Origin of the sequence: Mesorhizobium onobrychidis (assembly GCF_024707545.1) — a bacterium.
Lineage (GTDB): Bacteria > Pseudomonadota > Alphaproteobacteria > Rhizobiales > Rhizobiaceae > Mesorhizobium > Mesorhizobium onobrychidis.
In genome coordinates this window covers 958,760-974,412 of record NZ_CP062229.1, presented here as the reverse complement: position 1 = coordinate 974,412, position 15,653 = coordinate 958,760, and the positions used below count along the sequence as shown (strand labels likewise).

General features: G+C 62.9%; 19 protein-coding genes. 4 read left to right on the top strand and 15 right to left on the bottom strand.

Annotated elements, in window-relative coordinates; genetic code table 11:
- Window positions 1-245: 245 nt before the first annotated feature.
- The 4 genes from IHQ72_RS04650 to tesB all read right to left on the bottom strand — a co-directional run bounded on the left by IHQ72_RS04650 (window position 246) and on the right by tesB (window position 3,686).
- The gene (locus IHQ72_RS04650; protein ID WP_258121391.1) at window positions 246-521 is read right to left on the bottom strand and encodes a hypothetical protein; all 276 of its coding nucleotides are present in this window, start codon (window positions 519-521) and stop codon (window positions 246-248) included.
- Between the two features lie 281 nt (window positions 522-802).
- Window positions 803-2,221, bottom strand: coding sequence for an ammonium transporter (locus IHQ72_RS04645; RefSeq protein ID WP_258121390.1), 1,419 nt, complete (start codon window positions 2,219-2,221; stop codon window positions 803-805).
- Between the two features lie 31 nt (window positions 2,222-2,252).
- Complete coding sequence (locus IHQ72_RS04640; RefSeq protein ID WP_258121389.1) at window positions 2,253-2,591, bottom strand: P-II family nitrogen regulator; 339 nt, start codon at window positions 2,589-2,591, stop codon at window positions 2,253-2,255.
- A gap of 219 nt (window positions 2,592-2,810) precedes the next feature.
- Entirely contained in the window at window positions 2,811-3,686 is an 876-nt protein-coding gene (tesB, locus tag IHQ72_RS04635; RefSeq protein WP_258121388.1) for an acyl-CoA thioesterase II, read from the bottom strand.
- Between the two features lie 95 nt (window positions 3,687-3,781).
- Here tesB and IHQ72_RS04630 point away from each other — a divergent pair, with 95 nt between their 5' ends.
- Window positions 3,782-5,044, top strand: coding sequence for a ubiquinone biosynthesis hydroxylase (locus tag IHQ72_RS04630; protein ID WP_258121387.1), 1,263 nt, complete (start codon window positions 3,782-3,784; stop codon window positions 5,042-5,044).
- Between the two features lie 45 nt (window positions 5,045-5,089).
- Here the strand turns inward: IHQ72_RS04630 and IHQ72_RS04625 are convergent, their stop codons facing one another.
- The 3 genes from IHQ72_RS04625 to IHQ72_RS04615 all read right to left on the bottom strand — a co-directional run bounded on the left by IHQ72_RS04625 (window position 5,090) and on the right by IHQ72_RS04615 (window position 6,303).
- Window positions 5,090-5,617, bottom strand: a complete 528-nt coding sequence (locus IHQ72_RS04625; protein WP_258121386.1) for a hypothetical protein — start codon at window positions 5,615-5,617, stop codon at window positions 5,090-5,092.
- A gap of 113 nt (window positions 5,618-5,730) precedes the next feature.
- Window positions 5,731-6,087: a YciI family protein gene (locus tag IHQ72_RS04620; protein ID WP_258121385.1), complete on the bottom strand. Its 357-nt coding sequence runs from the start codon at window positions 6,085-6,087 to the stop codon at window positions 5,731-5,733.
- A 3-nt stretch (window positions 6,088-6,090) separates the two neighbouring features.
- On the bottom strand, window positions 6,091-6,303 hold the full coding sequence (locus IHQ72_RS04615) for a hypothetical protein (protein ID WP_258121384.1): 213 nt from the start codon (window positions 6,301-6,303) through the stop codon (window positions 6,091-6,093).
- 192 nt (window positions 6,304-6,495) lie between these two features.
- On the opposite strand from IHQ72_RS04615, the gene IHQ72_RS04610 reads away from it, so the two are divergent.
- Window positions 6,496-6,921 carry an OsmC family protein gene (locus tag IHQ72_RS04610; RefSeq protein ID WP_258121383.1) on the top strand — a complete coding sequence of 142 codons (426 nt, stop codon included), beginning with the start codon at window positions 6,496-6,498 and terminating at the stop codon, window positions 6,919-6,921.
- An 87-nt stretch (window positions 6,922-7,008) separates the two neighbouring features.
- Here the strand turns inward: IHQ72_RS04610 and IHQ72_RS04605 are convergent, their stop codons facing one another.
- The 6 genes from IHQ72_RS04605 to IHQ72_RS04580 all read right to left on the bottom strand — a co-directional run bounded on the left by IHQ72_RS04605 (window position 7,009) and on the right by IHQ72_RS04580 (window position 12,032).
- A complete protein-coding gene (locus IHQ72_RS04605) occupies window positions 7,009-7,638 on the bottom strand; it encodes a YceH family protein (protein WP_258121382.1) in 630 nt (209 codons plus the stop codon).
- 235 nt (window positions 7,639-7,873) lie between these two features.
- Window positions 7,874-8,653, bottom strand: coding sequence for a succinate dehydrogenase iron-sulfur subunit (locus tag IHQ72_RS04600; RefSeq protein ID WP_258121381.1), 780 nt, complete (start codon window positions 8,651-8,653; stop codon window positions 7,874-7,876).
- Between the two features lie 64 nt (window positions 8,654-8,717).
- Window positions 8,718-10,556 (bottom strand): succinate dehydrogenase flavoprotein subunit, encoded by a 1,839-nt coding sequence (gene sdhA, locus IHQ72_RS04595; protein ID WP_258121380.1) that lies wholly within the window; start codon window positions 10,554-10,556, stop codon window positions 8,718-8,720.
- A gap of 4 nt (window positions 10,557-10,560) precedes the next feature.
- A complete protein-coding gene (gene sdhD / locus IHQ72_RS04590) occupies window positions 10,561-10,935 on the bottom strand; it encodes a succinate dehydrogenase, hydrophobic membrane anchor protein (RefSeq protein ID WP_374120381.1) in 375 nt (124 codons plus the stop codon).
- A 23-nt stretch (window positions 10,936-10,958) separates the two neighbouring features.
- Window positions 10,959-11,378: a succinate dehydrogenase, cytochrome b556 subunit gene (gene sdhC / locus IHQ72_RS04585; protein WP_258121378.1), complete on the bottom strand. Its 420-nt coding sequence runs from the start codon at window positions 11,376-11,378 to the stop codon at window positions 10,959-10,961.
- A 309-nt stretch (window positions 11,379-11,687) separates the two neighbouring features.
- The gene (locus IHQ72_RS04580) at window positions 11,688-12,032 is read right to left on the bottom strand and encodes a hypothetical protein (RefSeq protein WP_258121377.1); all 345 of its coding nucleotides are present in this window, start codon (window positions 12,030-12,032) and stop codon (window positions 11,688-11,690) included.
- 247 nt (window positions 12,033-12,279) lie between these two features.
- Between IHQ72_RS04580 and IHQ72_RS04575 the strand changes: the two genes are divergently transcribed.
- Window positions 12,280-12,627 carry a hypothetical protein gene (locus tag IHQ72_RS04575; protein WP_258121376.1) on the top strand — a complete coding sequence of 116 codons (348 nt, stop codon included), beginning with the start codon at window positions 12,280-12,282 and terminating at the stop codon, window positions 12,625-12,627.
- Here the strand turns inward: IHQ72_RS04575 and IHQ72_RS04570 are convergent.
- Window positions 12,611-13,834 (bottom strand): GGDEF domain-containing protein, encoded by a 1,224-nt coding sequence (locus tag IHQ72_RS04570; protein ID WP_258121375.1) that lies wholly within the window; start codon window positions 13,832-13,834, stop codon window positions 12,611-12,613. The genes IHQ72_RS04575 and IHQ72_RS04570 overlap by 17 nt on opposite strands.
- Before the next feature lie 79 nt (window positions 13,835-13,913).
- A complete protein-coding gene (locus tag IHQ72_RS04565; protein WP_258121374.1) occupies window positions 13,914-15,125 on the bottom strand; it encodes a GGDEF domain-containing protein in 1,212 nt (403 codons plus the stop codon).
- Between the two features lie 161 nt (window positions 15,126-15,286).
- On the opposite strand from IHQ72_RS04565, the gene IHQ72_RS04560 reads away from it, so the two are divergent.
- Window positions 15,287-15,598 carry a hypothetical protein gene (locus tag IHQ72_RS04560; RefSeq protein WP_095495597.1) on the top strand — a complete coding sequence of 104 codons (312 nt, stop codon included), beginning with the start codon at window positions 15,287-15,289 and terminating at the stop codon, window positions 15,596-15,598.
- The last annotated feature ends 55 nt before the right edge of the window (window positions 15,599-15,653 follow it).

The window sequence follows — 15,653 nt, the reverse complement described above, 5'->3', positions numbered from 1 at the left end:
GGCGGGAAGGTTAAGGCCGCATTAACCATGGGCGTGCCGGCAGCTCCCGGGTGGAAAAGCGGTCACAAAAATGGCGTGTACGCTGGCCCGCCATCATTTTGGATCGGCAGGTCGATCAGGGCTCAGCCTGATCACCAGACCTTAGAACGCCCGCGCGTCCCTTTAGACGGCCGCCCTAACACTATTTTGATTGGAGCATGATCCTTTCCGCACCCAAGTTCGGATCATGCGTTCGGGGTCATGCGCTAGTTGGCGCCGCCGAGCGCCTGGACGTTCGCACAGAACTCGGCATACGGCTTGCTCATCGCCGCGTCATTGCATTCTTTCTTCATGGCTTCCTGCTTTTCCTTCGGCATCGACATGAAGGTCGTCTTGAACTCCTCCTTCGGCTTCATGGTCTTCATGCTGGAGTCTGTGTAGAACGGCGCCATGTTGTCGGGTGAATCGAGAGCGCCGGCAAATGCCGCTCCGCTGATCATGGAAAGAGCGACCGCTCCGAGGCAGACGTTCTTGATGTTCATGACTGGTTTCCTTCCCTGTTGTTTTCACGAGCGCCCAAACGATGATCGCCAACACAGTTCGGAGCCAGCACGGCCGATGTTTCATCGACCAAGGCCATCAAGCGCCCGATCAAGCGATTGTGATCGAGCCTGAACTGCCACCGGCACGGCGTCGCACAATAAAGGGAGGCCCGGAACGGGTCCGGGCCTCAATGCGTGAGCCCTTGCAGGAGCGTCACGACGGGATGGGAGAATGTGGGGCGGCCGAGGCCGCCCCAGACAAGACTTACGGGTGGCAAGGCTTACGGATGATAGGCCGCTTCGCCATGCGCGGTGAGGTCGAGCCCTTCACGCTCTGCATCGGCTGTCGGGCGCAAGCCTACGATCATATCGACGATCTTGTAGAGGATGGCGCTGCCGATACCCGACCACAGGACGGTTACGAGGACACCCTTGAACTGCGACCACAGCTGGGTCGCCGTGCCGGCATAGCCGGCAGCGAAGTCGGCTGTCGAATAGTCGACGATGCCAGCGCCGCCGAGAGCGGGATTGACCAGGATGCCGGTGCCGAGTGCGCCGATGATGCCGCCGATGCAGTGGATGCCGAAGACATCGAGGCTGTCGTCGTAGCCGAACTTGTTCTTCACGACCGAGACGAAGAAGTAGCAGACGCAGGTGGCGAAGATGCCGAGCACGATGACGCCCATCGGTCCGGCAAAGCCGGCAGCGGGCGTGACGGCGACAAGGCCGGTAACCGCGCCCGAAACCGCGCCAAGCATGGACGCCTTGCCGCGCAGCAGCGTTTCAAGCACGATCCAGGTCACTGCCGCCGCCGCTGTGGCGACGAAGGTGTTGACCATGGCCAGCACCGCATAGGCGTTGGCTTCGAGGTTCGAACCGGCGTTGAAGCCGAACCAGCCGACCCACAGCAGCGAAGCACCGACCATGGTCAGCGTCATCGAGTGCGGCGCCATGACGTCCTTGTTGTAGCCGATGCGCTTGCCGATCATGAGCGCGCCGACAAGTCCGGCGATACCCGCATTGATGTGAACGACGGTGCCGCCGGCGAAGTCGATGGCGCCGAAGCCGAAAATGAGCCCCGACGGGTCGCTGTAAGCGCTCGGGCCACCCCAGAACCAGACCATATGCGCGATCGGGAAGTAGACGAATGTGACCCAGAGGATGGTGAAAAGGATCACGGCGGAGAACTTGACGCGTTCGGCGAAGGCGCCGACGATCAGGGCCGGCGTGATGCAGGCGAAGCTCATCTGGAAGATGACGAACACCAGCTCAGGAATGGCGACGCCCTTGGTGAAGGTTTCCGACACCGTCGTCACGTCGACCCCGGCAAGAAACATCTTGGAAAGGCCGCCGACGAAGGCATTGCCGGGGGTGAAGGCAAGGCTGTAGCCGTAGAAAACCCAGACGATCATGACCACGCTGGTGATGGTGAAGACCTGCATCAGCACCGACAGCATATTTTTGGCGCGAACCAGGCCGCCGTAGAAAAGGGCAAGGCCGGGAATGGTCATCAACAGCACCAGGATGGTGGAAATCATCATCCACGTCGTGTCGCCCTTGTCGACAGTAAAGGCCGGCGCCGCTGGCGCTGCCGGCGCCGCTTCCTGCGCGAATGCGGCGACCGTGCCCAGTGCTGCGATAGCGAGCGAGCCCAGCAGCGCGGTGCGCGCCGCCGACTTCAAAGTAGAAGGAATATTCATTGAACTCTCCATTGGAATACGTGTCCGCAGCTCAAAGCGCGTCGGTGTCTGTTTCGCCGGTGCGAATGCGCACCGCCTGGTCGATGCCGAAAACGAAGATCTTGCCGTCGCCGATCTGACCGGTCTTGGCCGCCGCAGTGATGGCTTCGACGGCCTTGTCGACCATGTCCAGGCCGACCGCGACTTCGATCTTGATCTTCGGCAGGAAGCTGACCGCGTATTCCGCCCCGCGATAGATTTCCGTGTGTCCCTTCTGCCGCCCGTAGCCTTTGACTTCGGTGACGGTCAGGCCCTGGATGCCGATTGCGGTGAGCGCTTCGCGCACCTCGTCGAGCTTGAACGGCTTGATGATTGCCATCACGATTTTCATAAGGTTTCACCCTTTGCTGTTGCGGTCCCCCGCGTTTGTAGGACGTCGCCGATCCCCATGAGAGCCGGAGAGTGCCCGCTAGGATTCAAGCTCCGTGCCAATTGCCGAAGCAGGGTGTTAACCTGTTGTTAAATAAGGAATTCGGGAAGGTTCGTCGGCTGACTGTGCATAGTCGCGGCAACGCATCTGATTAAAAAATAGGCAATTTTCCAAAAATGCCTATTCGGCGGGCGGCCGCTTCAGCCTGATCAGGCCTTCCTGGGCAACCGAGGCGATCAGCGTGCCGTTGCGGGCAAACAGCGACCCGCGCGTGAACCCCCGCGACCCTTGCGTCGACGGGCTGTCCTGCGTGTAGAGCATCCAGTCGTCGAGCGAATGGCTGCGGTGGAACCACATGGCGTGATCGAGGCTCGCCGCCTGGATGTCGCTATCGAAAATGGCGCGGCCATGCGCAAAGGTCGAGGTATCGAGCAGCGTCATGTCGGAAAGGTAGGCAAGCACTGCCGCCTGCGTGGCGCGATCGGCCGGAACCGGGCCGGTCGTGCGGATCCAGATGTTCTGCTTCGGCTCCAGCTTTTCCCGGCTGGTGTAATGCTCCAGCATCACCGGCTTCATCTCGATCGGGCGGTCACGCTCCCAGTAGCGCCTGATGCCGTCGGGCACGGCCTCGCCGAACTTGCCAATCAGTTCGCGCTGCGACAGCAATGTGTCGGGCGCCGGCACGTCCTGCGGCATCGGCACTTGATGCTCGAGCCCGACCTCATCCTGCTGGAACGAGGCTTCCAGCGAAAAGATCGCCTGGCCGTGCTGGACCGCCACGACACGGCGCGTGGTGAAGGAGCCGCCGTCGCGGATGCGGTCGACCTGGTAGATGATCGGCACCTTGGTGTCGCCGGGCCGCATGAAATAGCCGTGCAGCGAATGCACGTGGCGTTCGGGCTCGACCGTTCGCTGGGCGGCGACCAGCGCCTGGGCGATGGTCTGGCCACCGAAGACACGCTGCCAGTCGAGTTTGGGGCTGCGACCTCGGTACAGGTTGTGTTCCAGCTGCTCGAGGTCGAGAATGCCGAGAAGCTCGTCCATGGCCGCCGTCATGTTTCGCGCCCTCACCGCAAAAGTGTTATGGCGGTTTCCGACAGGAATGACGGGCAGTCAAGGCCGGAAAGGGATTTGGCCGGAAAGGAATTGCCATGGTGGACCGCAAGGCGGATGCAAAAAACCGGACCTTGCTCGACGTTCTGGTCGCCGGCGCCGGCTATGTCGGCCTTGCCGCCGCCGTATCGCTGAAACAGGCGCGGCCGAGCCTGGCGGTCGCTGTCGTCGACGCCGCGCCCGCCGGTGCCTGGCTAAAGGACGGCCGCGCCTCGGCCATCGCCGCTGCCGCTTGCCGCATGCTCGACCAGCTCGGCGTCTGGGCCGAAATCGCGCCTGAGGCGCAGGCGATCACCGAAATGATCGTCACCGATTCGCGCACTTCCGATCCGGTGCGCCCGGTGTTTCTCACCTTCGATGGCGAAGTCGCGCCCGGCGAAGCCTTTGCGCATATGGTCGCCAACCGGGATTTGAACGGCGCCCTGCGCCGGCGCGCTGAAAAACTCGGCATCGACATCATCGAAGGCGTCGCCGTCAGTGCGTTCGACGTGAACGGCGCCGGCATCACCGTGCATCTTGCCGACGGCGCGACGCTAAAGGCGCGGCTGCTTATCGCCGCAGATGGCGTCAACTCGAAGCTGCGCGACATGGCCGGCATCAAGACGGTGAGATGGGAGTACGGCCAGTCCGGCATCGTCTGCACCGTCGCGCATGAACGGCCGCACAACGGCCGCGCCGAAGAACATTTTCTACCAGCCGGCCCCTTCGCCACGCTGCCGCTCAAGCCGGACAAGGACGGCACCAACCGCTCGTCGATCGTCTGGGTCGAGCGGTCGGAAGACGCCGAAAAACTGGTCGACGGCGACGACCTCGTCTTCGAGCACGAGCTCGAACAGCGGTTTGGCCTGAAGCTCGGCGAAATCCGCGTCGCCGACAGGCCGCGCGCCTGGCCGCTCGGCCTGACGCTTGCCCGCGCCTTCGTCGCGCCGCGCATTGCGCTCGCCGGCGACGCCGCCCACGGCATCCACCCGATCGCCGGCCAGGGCCTCAATCTCGGCTTCAAGGATGTGGCGGCATTGGCCGAAGTGGTGGTCGAGGCCGACCGGCTCGGCCAGGATATCGGCGCGCTCGACGTGCTCGAACGCTACCAGCAGTGGCGGCGCTTCGACACGCTGCAGATGGGCGTCACCACCGATGTGCTGAACCGGCTTTTTTCCAACGACATCGGCCCGTTGCGGGCCGTCCGCGACATTGGCCTCGGCCTCGTCGAACGGATGCCGCGGCTGAAGGATTTCTTCATCCGCCAGGCCTCCGGTCTGTCCGGCGACACGCCGAAACTATTGAAAGGCGAAGCGATCTAGAGCCCTGAAGAGCGGCAAACCAATACTGCGCGTCAGGCAATTCGTTCAGTTGACCTCGAAGCCGAGTTTCTGGCGCAGCCTCAGCATCCGCTGGTCGGATATCTCCAGGGGTTGCTCACCAGCCTGCGCCGCGCGGTTCACCATCTGCAGCAAATCGTTTCGCTCAGTCACATCCAGACGTTCGCGCAGGAACGGCGCCAGCTTGTCGATGACGATCGTGGCATCGTCGATCTGTAACGCCGCCCATTTGGCATAGACCACGGCCTCGTCGGTCTTCTTCTCGTCCGCAATCTCCGAGATCACTGACCGAATCGCGGCTTCGCGCCGCGGCAGGACCGGGCCGTTCTCGGAAATGATGGCGGTGATCAGCGTCGCGGCCGCCACGACCGGATCGTCGATCGCCGTCAGCGGTGAGAGCGCCGCCTGCTTGCGCAGCCGCTTGCGGCGCACATTGCCCTGGACGCGACCAACGACGTCCGCAACCTCACGCGCTGCGTCGTTCATGATCTTCAGTCGGTACCACCAGAATGCCGCCGCTCCCAACAGGCCAATTGCAGCAATCAGTATATGCATGCCCGAAATCCCCCAGCCGCAGCGACGATAGGAGAAGTCTTGCCTCGCTTCAACTCGCAAAAGTTTGCGCCCGCCGAAGAGATCTGATTCGCCGGACGCAAACCGGATAATCACTAGGACCCCGGCAGGTTGTAGATCGCCCTGACCTCGATCGTGCCAATTTCGGCCAGCGGGATGCCGCCGGCAATCTCCAGCGCCTCGTCGATATCCCCGGCCTCGATCATGACGAAGCCGAGCAATTGCTCCTTGGTCTCGGCGAAAGGGCCATCTGTGATCAGCCGTTTGCCCTTGCGCCGGCGCACGGTTTTCGCGGTCTTCACCGACTGCAGCGCCTGCGCGATGATCAGCCGACCGCTTTGCTCCACCGATTTGTCATAGGCCAGCGAGTCGGCGTCGAGCTTGGCCAGCCTCTCCGGGCTCATTGCATAAAGGTCTTTTTCCTCACCATAGACCAGGCAAACATATTTCATCTCTCATCTTCCTAGTTGTGACGAACCGTTGGCGACCAAGGTCCCAGCCGGGCTTTTGACCGCCGCATGATCGAGAATGGACACCGCAACCCCGATGATGGCGACCGCCGCAAGCAGTCGACCGAAACCGGAAGGTGGCCGATGCAACCAGTCGGCTTCTTGTTCAGCCGCCTTTCGGCCGGTGTCTCTCCAGTGGGCAGAAAACAAATCATTCATGTGATCCTCCATCCGGCCACGAAACCTGTGGCCGCCCACAGGACGGCCGAGGCAGATGGAAGTCGACATTTTTGCACGCGGATTTTTTTGCGTGGCCATTGGCGCGAAAGCACGGGTGGCCTTCGTGCCCGCGCGCGCTATAGTCGATCAGACGCCCGATCATGGCTCAGCCACCACATAAAGGAGGAATTCATGGACCGCACTGCAAACGCCGTCTGGAAAGGCAATCTGAAAGAGGGCAAGGGCACGCTCGACGCGCAGAGCGGGACTCTGAAAGGCACGCCTTACTCGTTCAAGATGCGCTTCGAGGACGAGAGCGGCAAATCCGGCACCAATCCAGAGGAACTGATCGCGGCGGCGCATGCCGGCTGCTTTGCCATGCAGCTTTCGCATGTCCTGGCCGAGAACGGCACCCCCGCCACCGAACTCGACGCCAAGGCCGTGGTGACGCTGGTTCCGGGCACCGGCATCACCGGCAGCGCGCTCACGCTGGTCGGCAAAGTGCCGGGTATCGACGCGGCGAAATTCCAGGAGCTGGCCGAACAGGCCAAGGCTGGGTGTCCGGTTTCGAAGGCGCTTGGCGCCATAAAGGTTTCGCTCGACGCCAAGCTCGGCTGAGAGTTTTTTCAACCACACGCGGCGCCGACTTTCGGGCCGGCGTTTCTTGTGGCTCAACGCACAGACCGGATGCCGCCGCTAGCGCGCTTAGCCGGTCAGCGCGTCGATGCGTGCGCGCAATTCTGCGACCTCTTCCTCGAGAGCCTGCACGCGCGCTTCGAGGTCCGGCGCCGGCGAAGGCGATTGCAGGGGCGTTGCAGCCACTGGCGTCGGCACCGGCCCGCTCAAGAGATGGACATAGCGATCCTCACGCTGGCCGGGTCCACGGTCGATCTGCTGGACGAGAGGTGGCTTGCGGCCGATCAACAGGTCGAGATTGCTGCGAAGCTCGTCGATCGAGGGCAACCGCGCCATGCGCTCGCTCCGCGCCAGCAGTTCATAGGCGGTCTGCGGACCGCGCAGCAACAGCAGCCCGAGCAGCGCAATCTGCGCCGAGGTCAGGGAAAAGCGCTGCGCGACGACATGCTCGTAGCGCTCGACGCGCGAGGCAAAGACCTGCCTCACCAGACCCTTATGCTCAAGCTGGCCAAGCGCTCGTCTCACCTCGGCAAGCTCGACCGACATCACCGGCTCGCGCGCCGTCTTCTGGTTGGCGGCGGCAAGTGTCGCATTGAGCGTCAGCGGGTAGATGTCGGGCGTCAGTTCCTTCTTTTCGATCAGGCAACCGAGCACGCGCGCTTCGACGGGAGAAAGGATGGGGAGTTCGGTATCGGTCATTGGATGGCTATCCTTCTGAGGCCGGAGGGACAGCGCCCCCTCTGTCCTGCCGGACATCTCCCCACTTGGGGGAGATTGGCTGTCGCAACGGCTTTCGCCAATCTCCAACATTGCAGACGGGGCGCTGTCGGTGAAGCTGCCGATCTCCTTCCTTGTGGGGGAGATGTCCGGCAGGACAGAGGGGGGCGCGAAGGATCGCTACTGATGGAACGATCTCGACGGCACCGGTCCGCCGCTACACCCTTCTCTCCACCATCATCTTCTTGATCTCGGCGATCGCCTTGGCCGGGTTGAGGCCCTTGGGACAGGTCTGGGCGCAGTTCATGATGGTATGGCAGCGATAGAGCCGGAACGGGTCTTCGAGGTTGTCGAGCCGTTCGCCCGTGGCCTCGTCCCGGGAATCGATCAGCCAGCGATAGGCCTGCAACAGCGTCGCCGGGCCGAGATAGCGATCGCCGTTCCACCAGTAGCTCGGGCATGAGGTCGAGCAGCAGGCGCATAAGATGCATTCATAGAGCCCGTCGAGCTTTTCGCGGTCCTCATGGCTCTGCAGCCACTCCTTGGCCGGCTCCGGCGATACCGTCTTCAGCCATGGCTCGATCGAAGCGTGCTGGGCGTAGAAATTGGTGAGGTCGGGCACCAGGTCCTTGACCACTTGCATATGCGGCAGCGGGTAGACCTTGATCGCGCCGGAAATGTCGTCGCAGCCCTTGGTGCAGGCGAGCGTGTTGGAACCGTCGATATTCATGGCGCAGGAACCGCAAATGCCCTCGCGGCAGGAGCGGCGCAGCGTCAGCGTCGGGTCGATCTTGTTCTTGATGTAGAGCAGCGCGTCGAGCACCATCGGCCCGCAATCGTCCATGTCGACGAAATAGGTGTCCATGCGCGGGTTCTCGTCATCGTCCGGCGACCAGCGGTAGATGCGGTACTCGCGCAGATTGGTCGCGCCTTCCGGCTTTGGCCAGGTTTTTCCAGCCTTGATTTTCGAGTTTTTCGGAAGGGTGAGTTCGACCATTACCTCAGGTCCTTTCGGATGACGAGCTTCAGCCCGGACCAGATCCCGTTCACGGCGGCCATCGTCAATACACCCTCGCCTTGGGCGCGATCTTGGCCGGATTGATGCCGCCGTCTGCTTCCCTAAGCAGCGGCTCGGTGTGCACAGGCCGGTAGCTGAGCGACACCTCGCCGGTCTCGCTGAGCCGGGCCAGCGTGTGCATGCGCCAGTTCGCATCGTCGCGCGCCGAAAAATCTTCCCGCGCATGCGCGCCGCGGCTCTCCTTGCGCGCCTCGGCGCCGTAGACCGTGGTGATGGCGTTGGCCATCAGATTTTCCAGCTCCAGCGTCTCGACCAGGTCGGAGTTCCAGATCATCGAGCGGTCGAACACTTTTACATCCTTGAGCTCGCCCCAGATCTGCGAAATGCGCTTGCAGCCGCTTTCCAGCGATTCCTGCGTGCGGAACACCGCCGCATCGTCCTGCATCGCCTTCTGCATTTTTTCACGCAGAACCGCGGTCGGCGTCGAGCCGTTGGCATGACGCAGCCGGTCGAAGCGGTCCATGATCTTCTCGACCGAGGCTTCGTTGGCCGAGGGGATCGCGGCGTTGCGGTCGATCACCTGACCTGCCCGGATCGCCGCCGCGCGGCCGAACACCACCAGATCGATCAGCGAGTTCGAGCCCAGCCGGTTGGCGCCGTGGACGGAGGCGCAGCCGGCTTCGCCGACCGCCATCAGCCCGGGCGACACTTGGTCCGGGTTCAAGGCAGTGGGGTTAAGCACCTCGCCCCAATAGTTGGTCGGCACGCCGCCCATATTGTAGTGGACCGTCGGCAGTACCGGGATCGGCTCCTTGGTCAGGTCGACGCCGGCAAAGATTTTTGCTGATTCCGAAATCCCCGGGAGTCTCTCGTGCAAAACGGCCGGATCGAGGTGGTCGAGGTGGAGAAAAATATGGTCCTTGTTCTTGCCGACGCCGCGCCCCTCGCGGATCTCCAGCGTCATGCAGCGCGAGACCACGTCGCGCGAGGCAAGGTCCTTGGCCGATGGCGCGTAGCGCTCCATGAAGCGCTCGCCCTCTGAGTTGACGAGATAGCCGCCCTCGCCGCGCGCGCCCTCGGTGATCAGGCAGCCGGCGCCGTAGATGCCTGTCGGATGGAACTGCACGAACTCCATGTCCTGCAAAGGCAGCCCGGCCCGCGCCGCCATGCCGCCGCCATCGCCGGTGCAGGTGTGCGCCGAGGTCGCCGAGAAATAGGCGCGGCCATAGCCGCCGGTCGCCAGCACCACCATTTTTGCCGAAAAGCGATGGATGGTGCCGTCGTCGAGGTTCCAGGCGACGACGCCGCTGCAGGTGCCGTCCGGCTCCATGATCAGGTCGAGCGCGAAATACTCGATGAAGAACTGGGCGTTGTTCTTCAGCGACTGGCCATAGAGCGTATGCAGGATGGCGTGGCCGGTGCGGTCGGCGGCGGCGCAGGTGCGCTGCACCGGCGGGCCTTCGCCGAAATTCATCATGTGGCCGCCGAACGGCCGCTGGTAGATCTTGCCCTCTTCGGTGCGCGAGAACGGCACGCCGTAATGCTCAAGCTCGTAGACGGCGGCAGGTGCTTCGCGCACCAGATATTCCATGGCGTCGACATCGCCGAGCCAGTCCGATCCTTTAACGGTGTCGTACATGTGCCACTGCCAGGAATCGGGGCCCATATTGGACAGCGAGGCGGCGATGCCGCCCTGAGCGGCGACAGTGTGCGACCGCGTCGGGAAAACCTTGGTGATGCAGGCGGTGCGCAGTCCCTGTTCGGCCATGCCGAGCGTGGCGCGCAGGCCGGCGCCGCCGGCGCCGACGACCACCACGTCGAATTTGTGGTCGACATAGCTGTAGGCGGACGCCGTGTTGGCGTTTTTCGCGTCCTTGGCCAAAACTTCAGCCTCCAAATGCCAGTTTGAGCAGGGCGAAGATCGAGGCGACGCCGACCACTACGGGAAAGAATGTGTTGAGCGCGAGCAGCGCCAGCCTCATGCCCTCGCCATGCACATAGTCCTCGATGATCGCCTGCATGCCGAGCCGCATATGATAGAGCCCGGACAAGAGCACCAGGGCCAGGACCAGTACCACGAACGGGTTGGCAAGTGCTGCGCGCACTTCCGCATAGCCGGCGCCGTTCAACGCAATCAGGAAGCCAACGAAAAACAGGATCAGCGGGATGTTGGCGATCGCCGTCAGGCGCTGGCGCCAGAAATGCTCCGTGCCCTCGCGGGCGGAGCCGAGGCCGCGCACCTTCGCCAGCGGCGTACGCATGTCGGTGTTGTGGTGGCTCACGATCAGGCTCCCCGCGCCATGTAGCTGGCGATCCAGATCAGCAGCGTCAGTACAATCGAGCCGGCCAGCGTCGCCCAGGCGACTCTGGAGGCCGTGTCCTTTTCAAGACCCGCCCCGGTGTCCCAGATCAGATGGCGCACGCCGCCCAGCATATGGTGCATCAGCGCCCAGGTATAGAAGAACAGCACCAGCCGCCCCAGCCACGAGCCGAAGGCCCAGTTGACGGCATCGAAGGTGGACTGCGAACTCGCCGCCGCCATCAGCCACAGCGCGACCAGCAGCGTGCCGAAATAGAGCGCCCCGCCGGTAATGCGATGGATGATCGACATCGTCATCGTGATCGGCGGCCGATAGACGGTCAGATGCGGCGAAAGCGGCCGTTCACGTCTGGCAAATTCGCGGGTGGCTGGTGATTTGCTCATGGCTCCCCCAGTTCGGCGTCTCTGGAGCCGCAGGTGGAAATGCGGCATTACCGCTTCCGGTTGCGACTTCGGACAGCCCGGTTTCTAATGCTCTTTTTGCACCGCGTCAAAGCCGGAAAATCGTTTCGATAACGTAATTTAGTCTGACAAAATAGCCCGTTCTCGCTTCAATCGATTAGCCCTTCCACCTGAAGCCGGCGCATCGTCGCTGCACTGCAGTATATCTGTCTGGTTTGGACGCCAGTGAGCACCGTAAGCGAAGGAAGCTGCCATTTGCAGGTCGGCCTCACCGGAATCTCAGCACACCGATCAGCGGGTGCAGGTCAGCGGCGTCCTCCCGCCCTTCATCACCAGCGCGTCGCGTCCGTCGATCACGATTGCGTCATGCGCCTCGCCGAAGCGGCTGCTTTGATTGGCGGGCGAGGCCGGCAGGTCCTCGCTGGCGCCGTCCGGGCCAAGCACCCGCACCGAGCTGCCGAGATTTTCGATGGTGATCCTGGCGCCATCGGCGCAAGTGTAGGTCGCGGTGCGCGGCTGAGGTGAATCGGCGAGCGGATTTCCGGCCTTCGGCGCATTGGTCTGCGATACGCAGGCAACGGTGATCAGCAACGGAAAAAGCGCAAGCGTCACCCGAAACGTCCAGCCTAACGCCATATGCTGCTGCCTCCCAGCGCGTCAATCCAGCCGCGATGCTTTGCCAAGATCACCCGCGCCACGCTTGACCTTGGGCGCGATGGTGCGGGCAAGCATGGCCGAAAGATGGCCGCAGCCTTCCAAGGCGCCGGATATTAACCATGTTTGCCGAGACCTGGCTACCAGCAGGGCCGGCCTCTTAACAAAGGTTAAGAAAAGGTTAATTTGTGATTCGAGGAAGACTCGCCTCTGACAAATGGGGGACGCCATGCGTTCGAATTCGGGCAGATCGCGCCTTCCGGCGCTCGTCTTGGTGGCCATCGGCTTCGCAGCACCGGCACTCGCCGGGACGCGCGACCGCGTCTACGCCGATTCCTTCGGAAATCTCGTCATCGAGAGCGCCGCCGGCTACAAGCGCATCCTCGTTGGCGAGGGCAACCTGGCCAAGGAACTGTCGGACCACACCGGCGCCGGCCAGCCCAAAATCGTCTATGAAGACGACCCGGATGACGTCAGCAGCCGCGACTGCTACAGGCCGCCGGTTTTCGTAAAAGGCCGCAGCTATATGTACGGCCTTTCCGACGGCGAGATGCCAGAACTCAGCCCCTGCCGCTGATCTTAGGCCCGGCGTTGGCGACAGCGGTCTGCCGGGTGGCGATTGACCCTATCGAGATGCGCACGCAATCGCGTCCGCTGCCCTTCGCTTGATAGAGCGCTTCGTCGGCGCGCTGCAGCAGGTCGGAAAATGCTTCGGCCGGGTGAAGCTCGGCAACGCCGAAGCTGGCGGTGCAACGATGGTGCGCCGGCAGACAGTCTATCGGCAAGGCTCCGAAAGCGCTGCGCGTGCCTTCGGCGAAGAGCCGCGCCGCGGCGAGGTTGGTTCCCGGCAGGATGATGGCGAATTCCTCACCACCGATGCGGCCGGCGACGTGATGATCGGCGGCCGCATCACGCAGGAAGCCGGCAAAGGCCTCGATGACCCGGTCGCCGGACGCGTGGCCGAAACTGTCGTTGATGCTCTTGAAATGATCGAGGTCGGCGATGACCAGGGCGACCGGAATACCCCTGCGCACGGCGTCACGCATCGCGAGCTCGGCATGACGTTCGAAGCCACCCCGGTTGAGCAGCCTTGATAGCGTGTCCGTCTCCGACTTCGACGTGGCCTCGGCGAGCACGTCACGGACCAGAATGACCAGAATGAGAAGCGCGATTGTCATGCCGAATACCGTGCCTAGTGATTGCGACACCAGAGCGTAGTTGCTCTGCAGGTAGGCCTGCGGATTGACGCCCCAGCCGCCCAATGCATGGGCGATGAACGGCTTGCTCACGAATTGCAGGGCGCTGGCCGCCAGAACGGCCATCAGCGCATGGTCGAGCAAGTCGCGTCTTTGCCTGGACGACCAGACGATGCCGACGCCGACGAACTGCATGGCCGCATAGGGAAGCTGGTAGGCCATCATGCGGGCAAGCGACTGGCGCGGCAGGTCCTGCACGAAATACACGGCCACAGTGGCCGCAAACAGGAAGACGAGCATCGGCGCCCAGGGCGGCGCCACGCCGTATTTATGGGCAAGCCCGCCATTGAAGGCGATGGTGGCGCCCAGGAAAACGGCGAAGCCCGCGACGACCGCGGGTCGCGCATTGTCGAAGACCGGAATGCTGAACTCGATGGCGAAATAGGCCATCCCGAGCAGATAACCGAAGACCAGCCAGCGCGCCGGCGCGCGCGCCGCATCGTTGAACGAGATGGTCATGAAGGCAGCCGCCAGCAAGCCGGCGACGAGCAGGTTGATTGCAAGGATGAACTCTGCGCCGCCGCCCATGTGGTTTTTCGCACCCCCTGCGCCAGCAAATCACCAACGGGCGAAAAAGACGTTAACGCGAGCCCGGGCGCGGATGCGATCAGCCAGCTTTGAGCGGTTCCACAACGAGCACCGTTTCCGACGGTTCATAGGCCGACCGTTCATAGGATAGCCGCACGCTGTCGCGGCCGTTCCGTTTGGCTTTGTAAAGCGCCTCGTCGGCGCGGCGCATCAGCGGCTCCAGCCCTTCCTCGCCGGTGCGGGCCGTCACGCCGAAGCTCGCGGTCACTCTTGTGCCGGACGGGAGCCCGTCGACGTTGCCCGCCGAATAGAGCGCGCGAATGGCTTCGGCAAACAGCCTTGCCGCGCCAAGGTCGCTCAGCGGCAAAAGCACTGCGAACTCCTCGCCACCGATGCGGCCGGCGACGCCGCTGGTGCCGGCAGCCGACAGAAGCTTGGCGGCGAAGTCGGCGATCACGCGATCGCCCGCCGCATGACCGTGCAGATCGTTGAGCGCCTTGAAATGATCGAGGTCGGCGAGCACCAGCGCGACCGGAAGTTTGGCGGTGGCGCAGTGCTGCAGGAGAAGCGTGGCGCGCTCCTCGAAGCCGCGGCGGTTGAGCAGGCCCGACAACGGGTCGGTATACGCTTCGGCCTTCAGCACCTTCATCACGTCGAGTGCAGCCGCGCAAAACAGGCAAAGCGCGATGAGCAGCGACAGCAGCGCATGCGACAGCAGCGCCGTCGTCCAGTAGGACGAGGCATAGAACCCGTCATAGCTTTGGTAAGGTCCATGCGCGATGACGATAACGAGGGTGCGCACGAAGAAGTTCAGCCCGGAAAGCAGCGACAGCACGAACAGGATCATTTCCGTCGGGCCCTTGTCGCGCACGACGCGCAGTTCGGCGGCGACAACCAGACTGAGGCCGCCGAAAGCGAAATTCATAACCAGGATTCGCCAGGTGAGGTCCAGCTGGATGAACATGAACCAGCAAAAAGCGGCCAGGCCGCCGCTCGCCAGAACGCCGATCGCAGCAAAGGGCACGCGCCGTCCATAACGTGTCACGATCGCGCCGGCGAGACCACAGGCGGCGATGGTGAAGCAGACGTTGGAGATCAGCTTGGTCGGCGCCATGCCGACGGGCAGGGTGAAATGCTGCAACAGGAAGCCGGCCGCCGAAAGCCAATAGCTGGCGGCCAGCACGGCCAGATAGGGGCGGTGACGCTGATAGAACCACAGCACGAGAAACACCGCGCCGAGCACAAGCGCGATCGTCGGGTTGAGCAACCCTATCAGCAGACCGGTGTCCAAAGGACCGTGCCCCACGCTTGCGTCAGGGAAGACCTTAGAGCGGAAGCCCAAACAAGCGGTTAAGCGGGATCGAATATGCGCGAAGTCACCCATGAAGCTGCTGCACGGAACTTGAAACCGCGGCCCGGCGTTTTCCAGCAGCAATCGATGGAGACGCTTTCATGGCCGATACGATCATGCTGACCGACCACGAGGCAATTCGCTCATGGGCCGCGTCACGTGCCGGATTTCCGGCAATCGTCGATGTATCGCCCGAAACAGGCACGCAAGCCATGCTGAGGCTGGTTTTCGGCCAGCATGCCTATCAGGACCAGGACCAGGCCGAACGCCCGGCCAACGCCGGCGGCTACGAACTGGTCGAATGGGACGAATGGTTCAAGCTTTTCGACGAACGCCAGCTGGCGCTCGTGGTGGCAAAGGATCAACCCGGCCGCCGTGAGCAATTCCACGAATTCGTTAGGCGCCCCGGCTGAAAGAAAGGGCCCGAATCGCGTTGCGGCTCGGGCCTGGCATGCACTCATATACGGA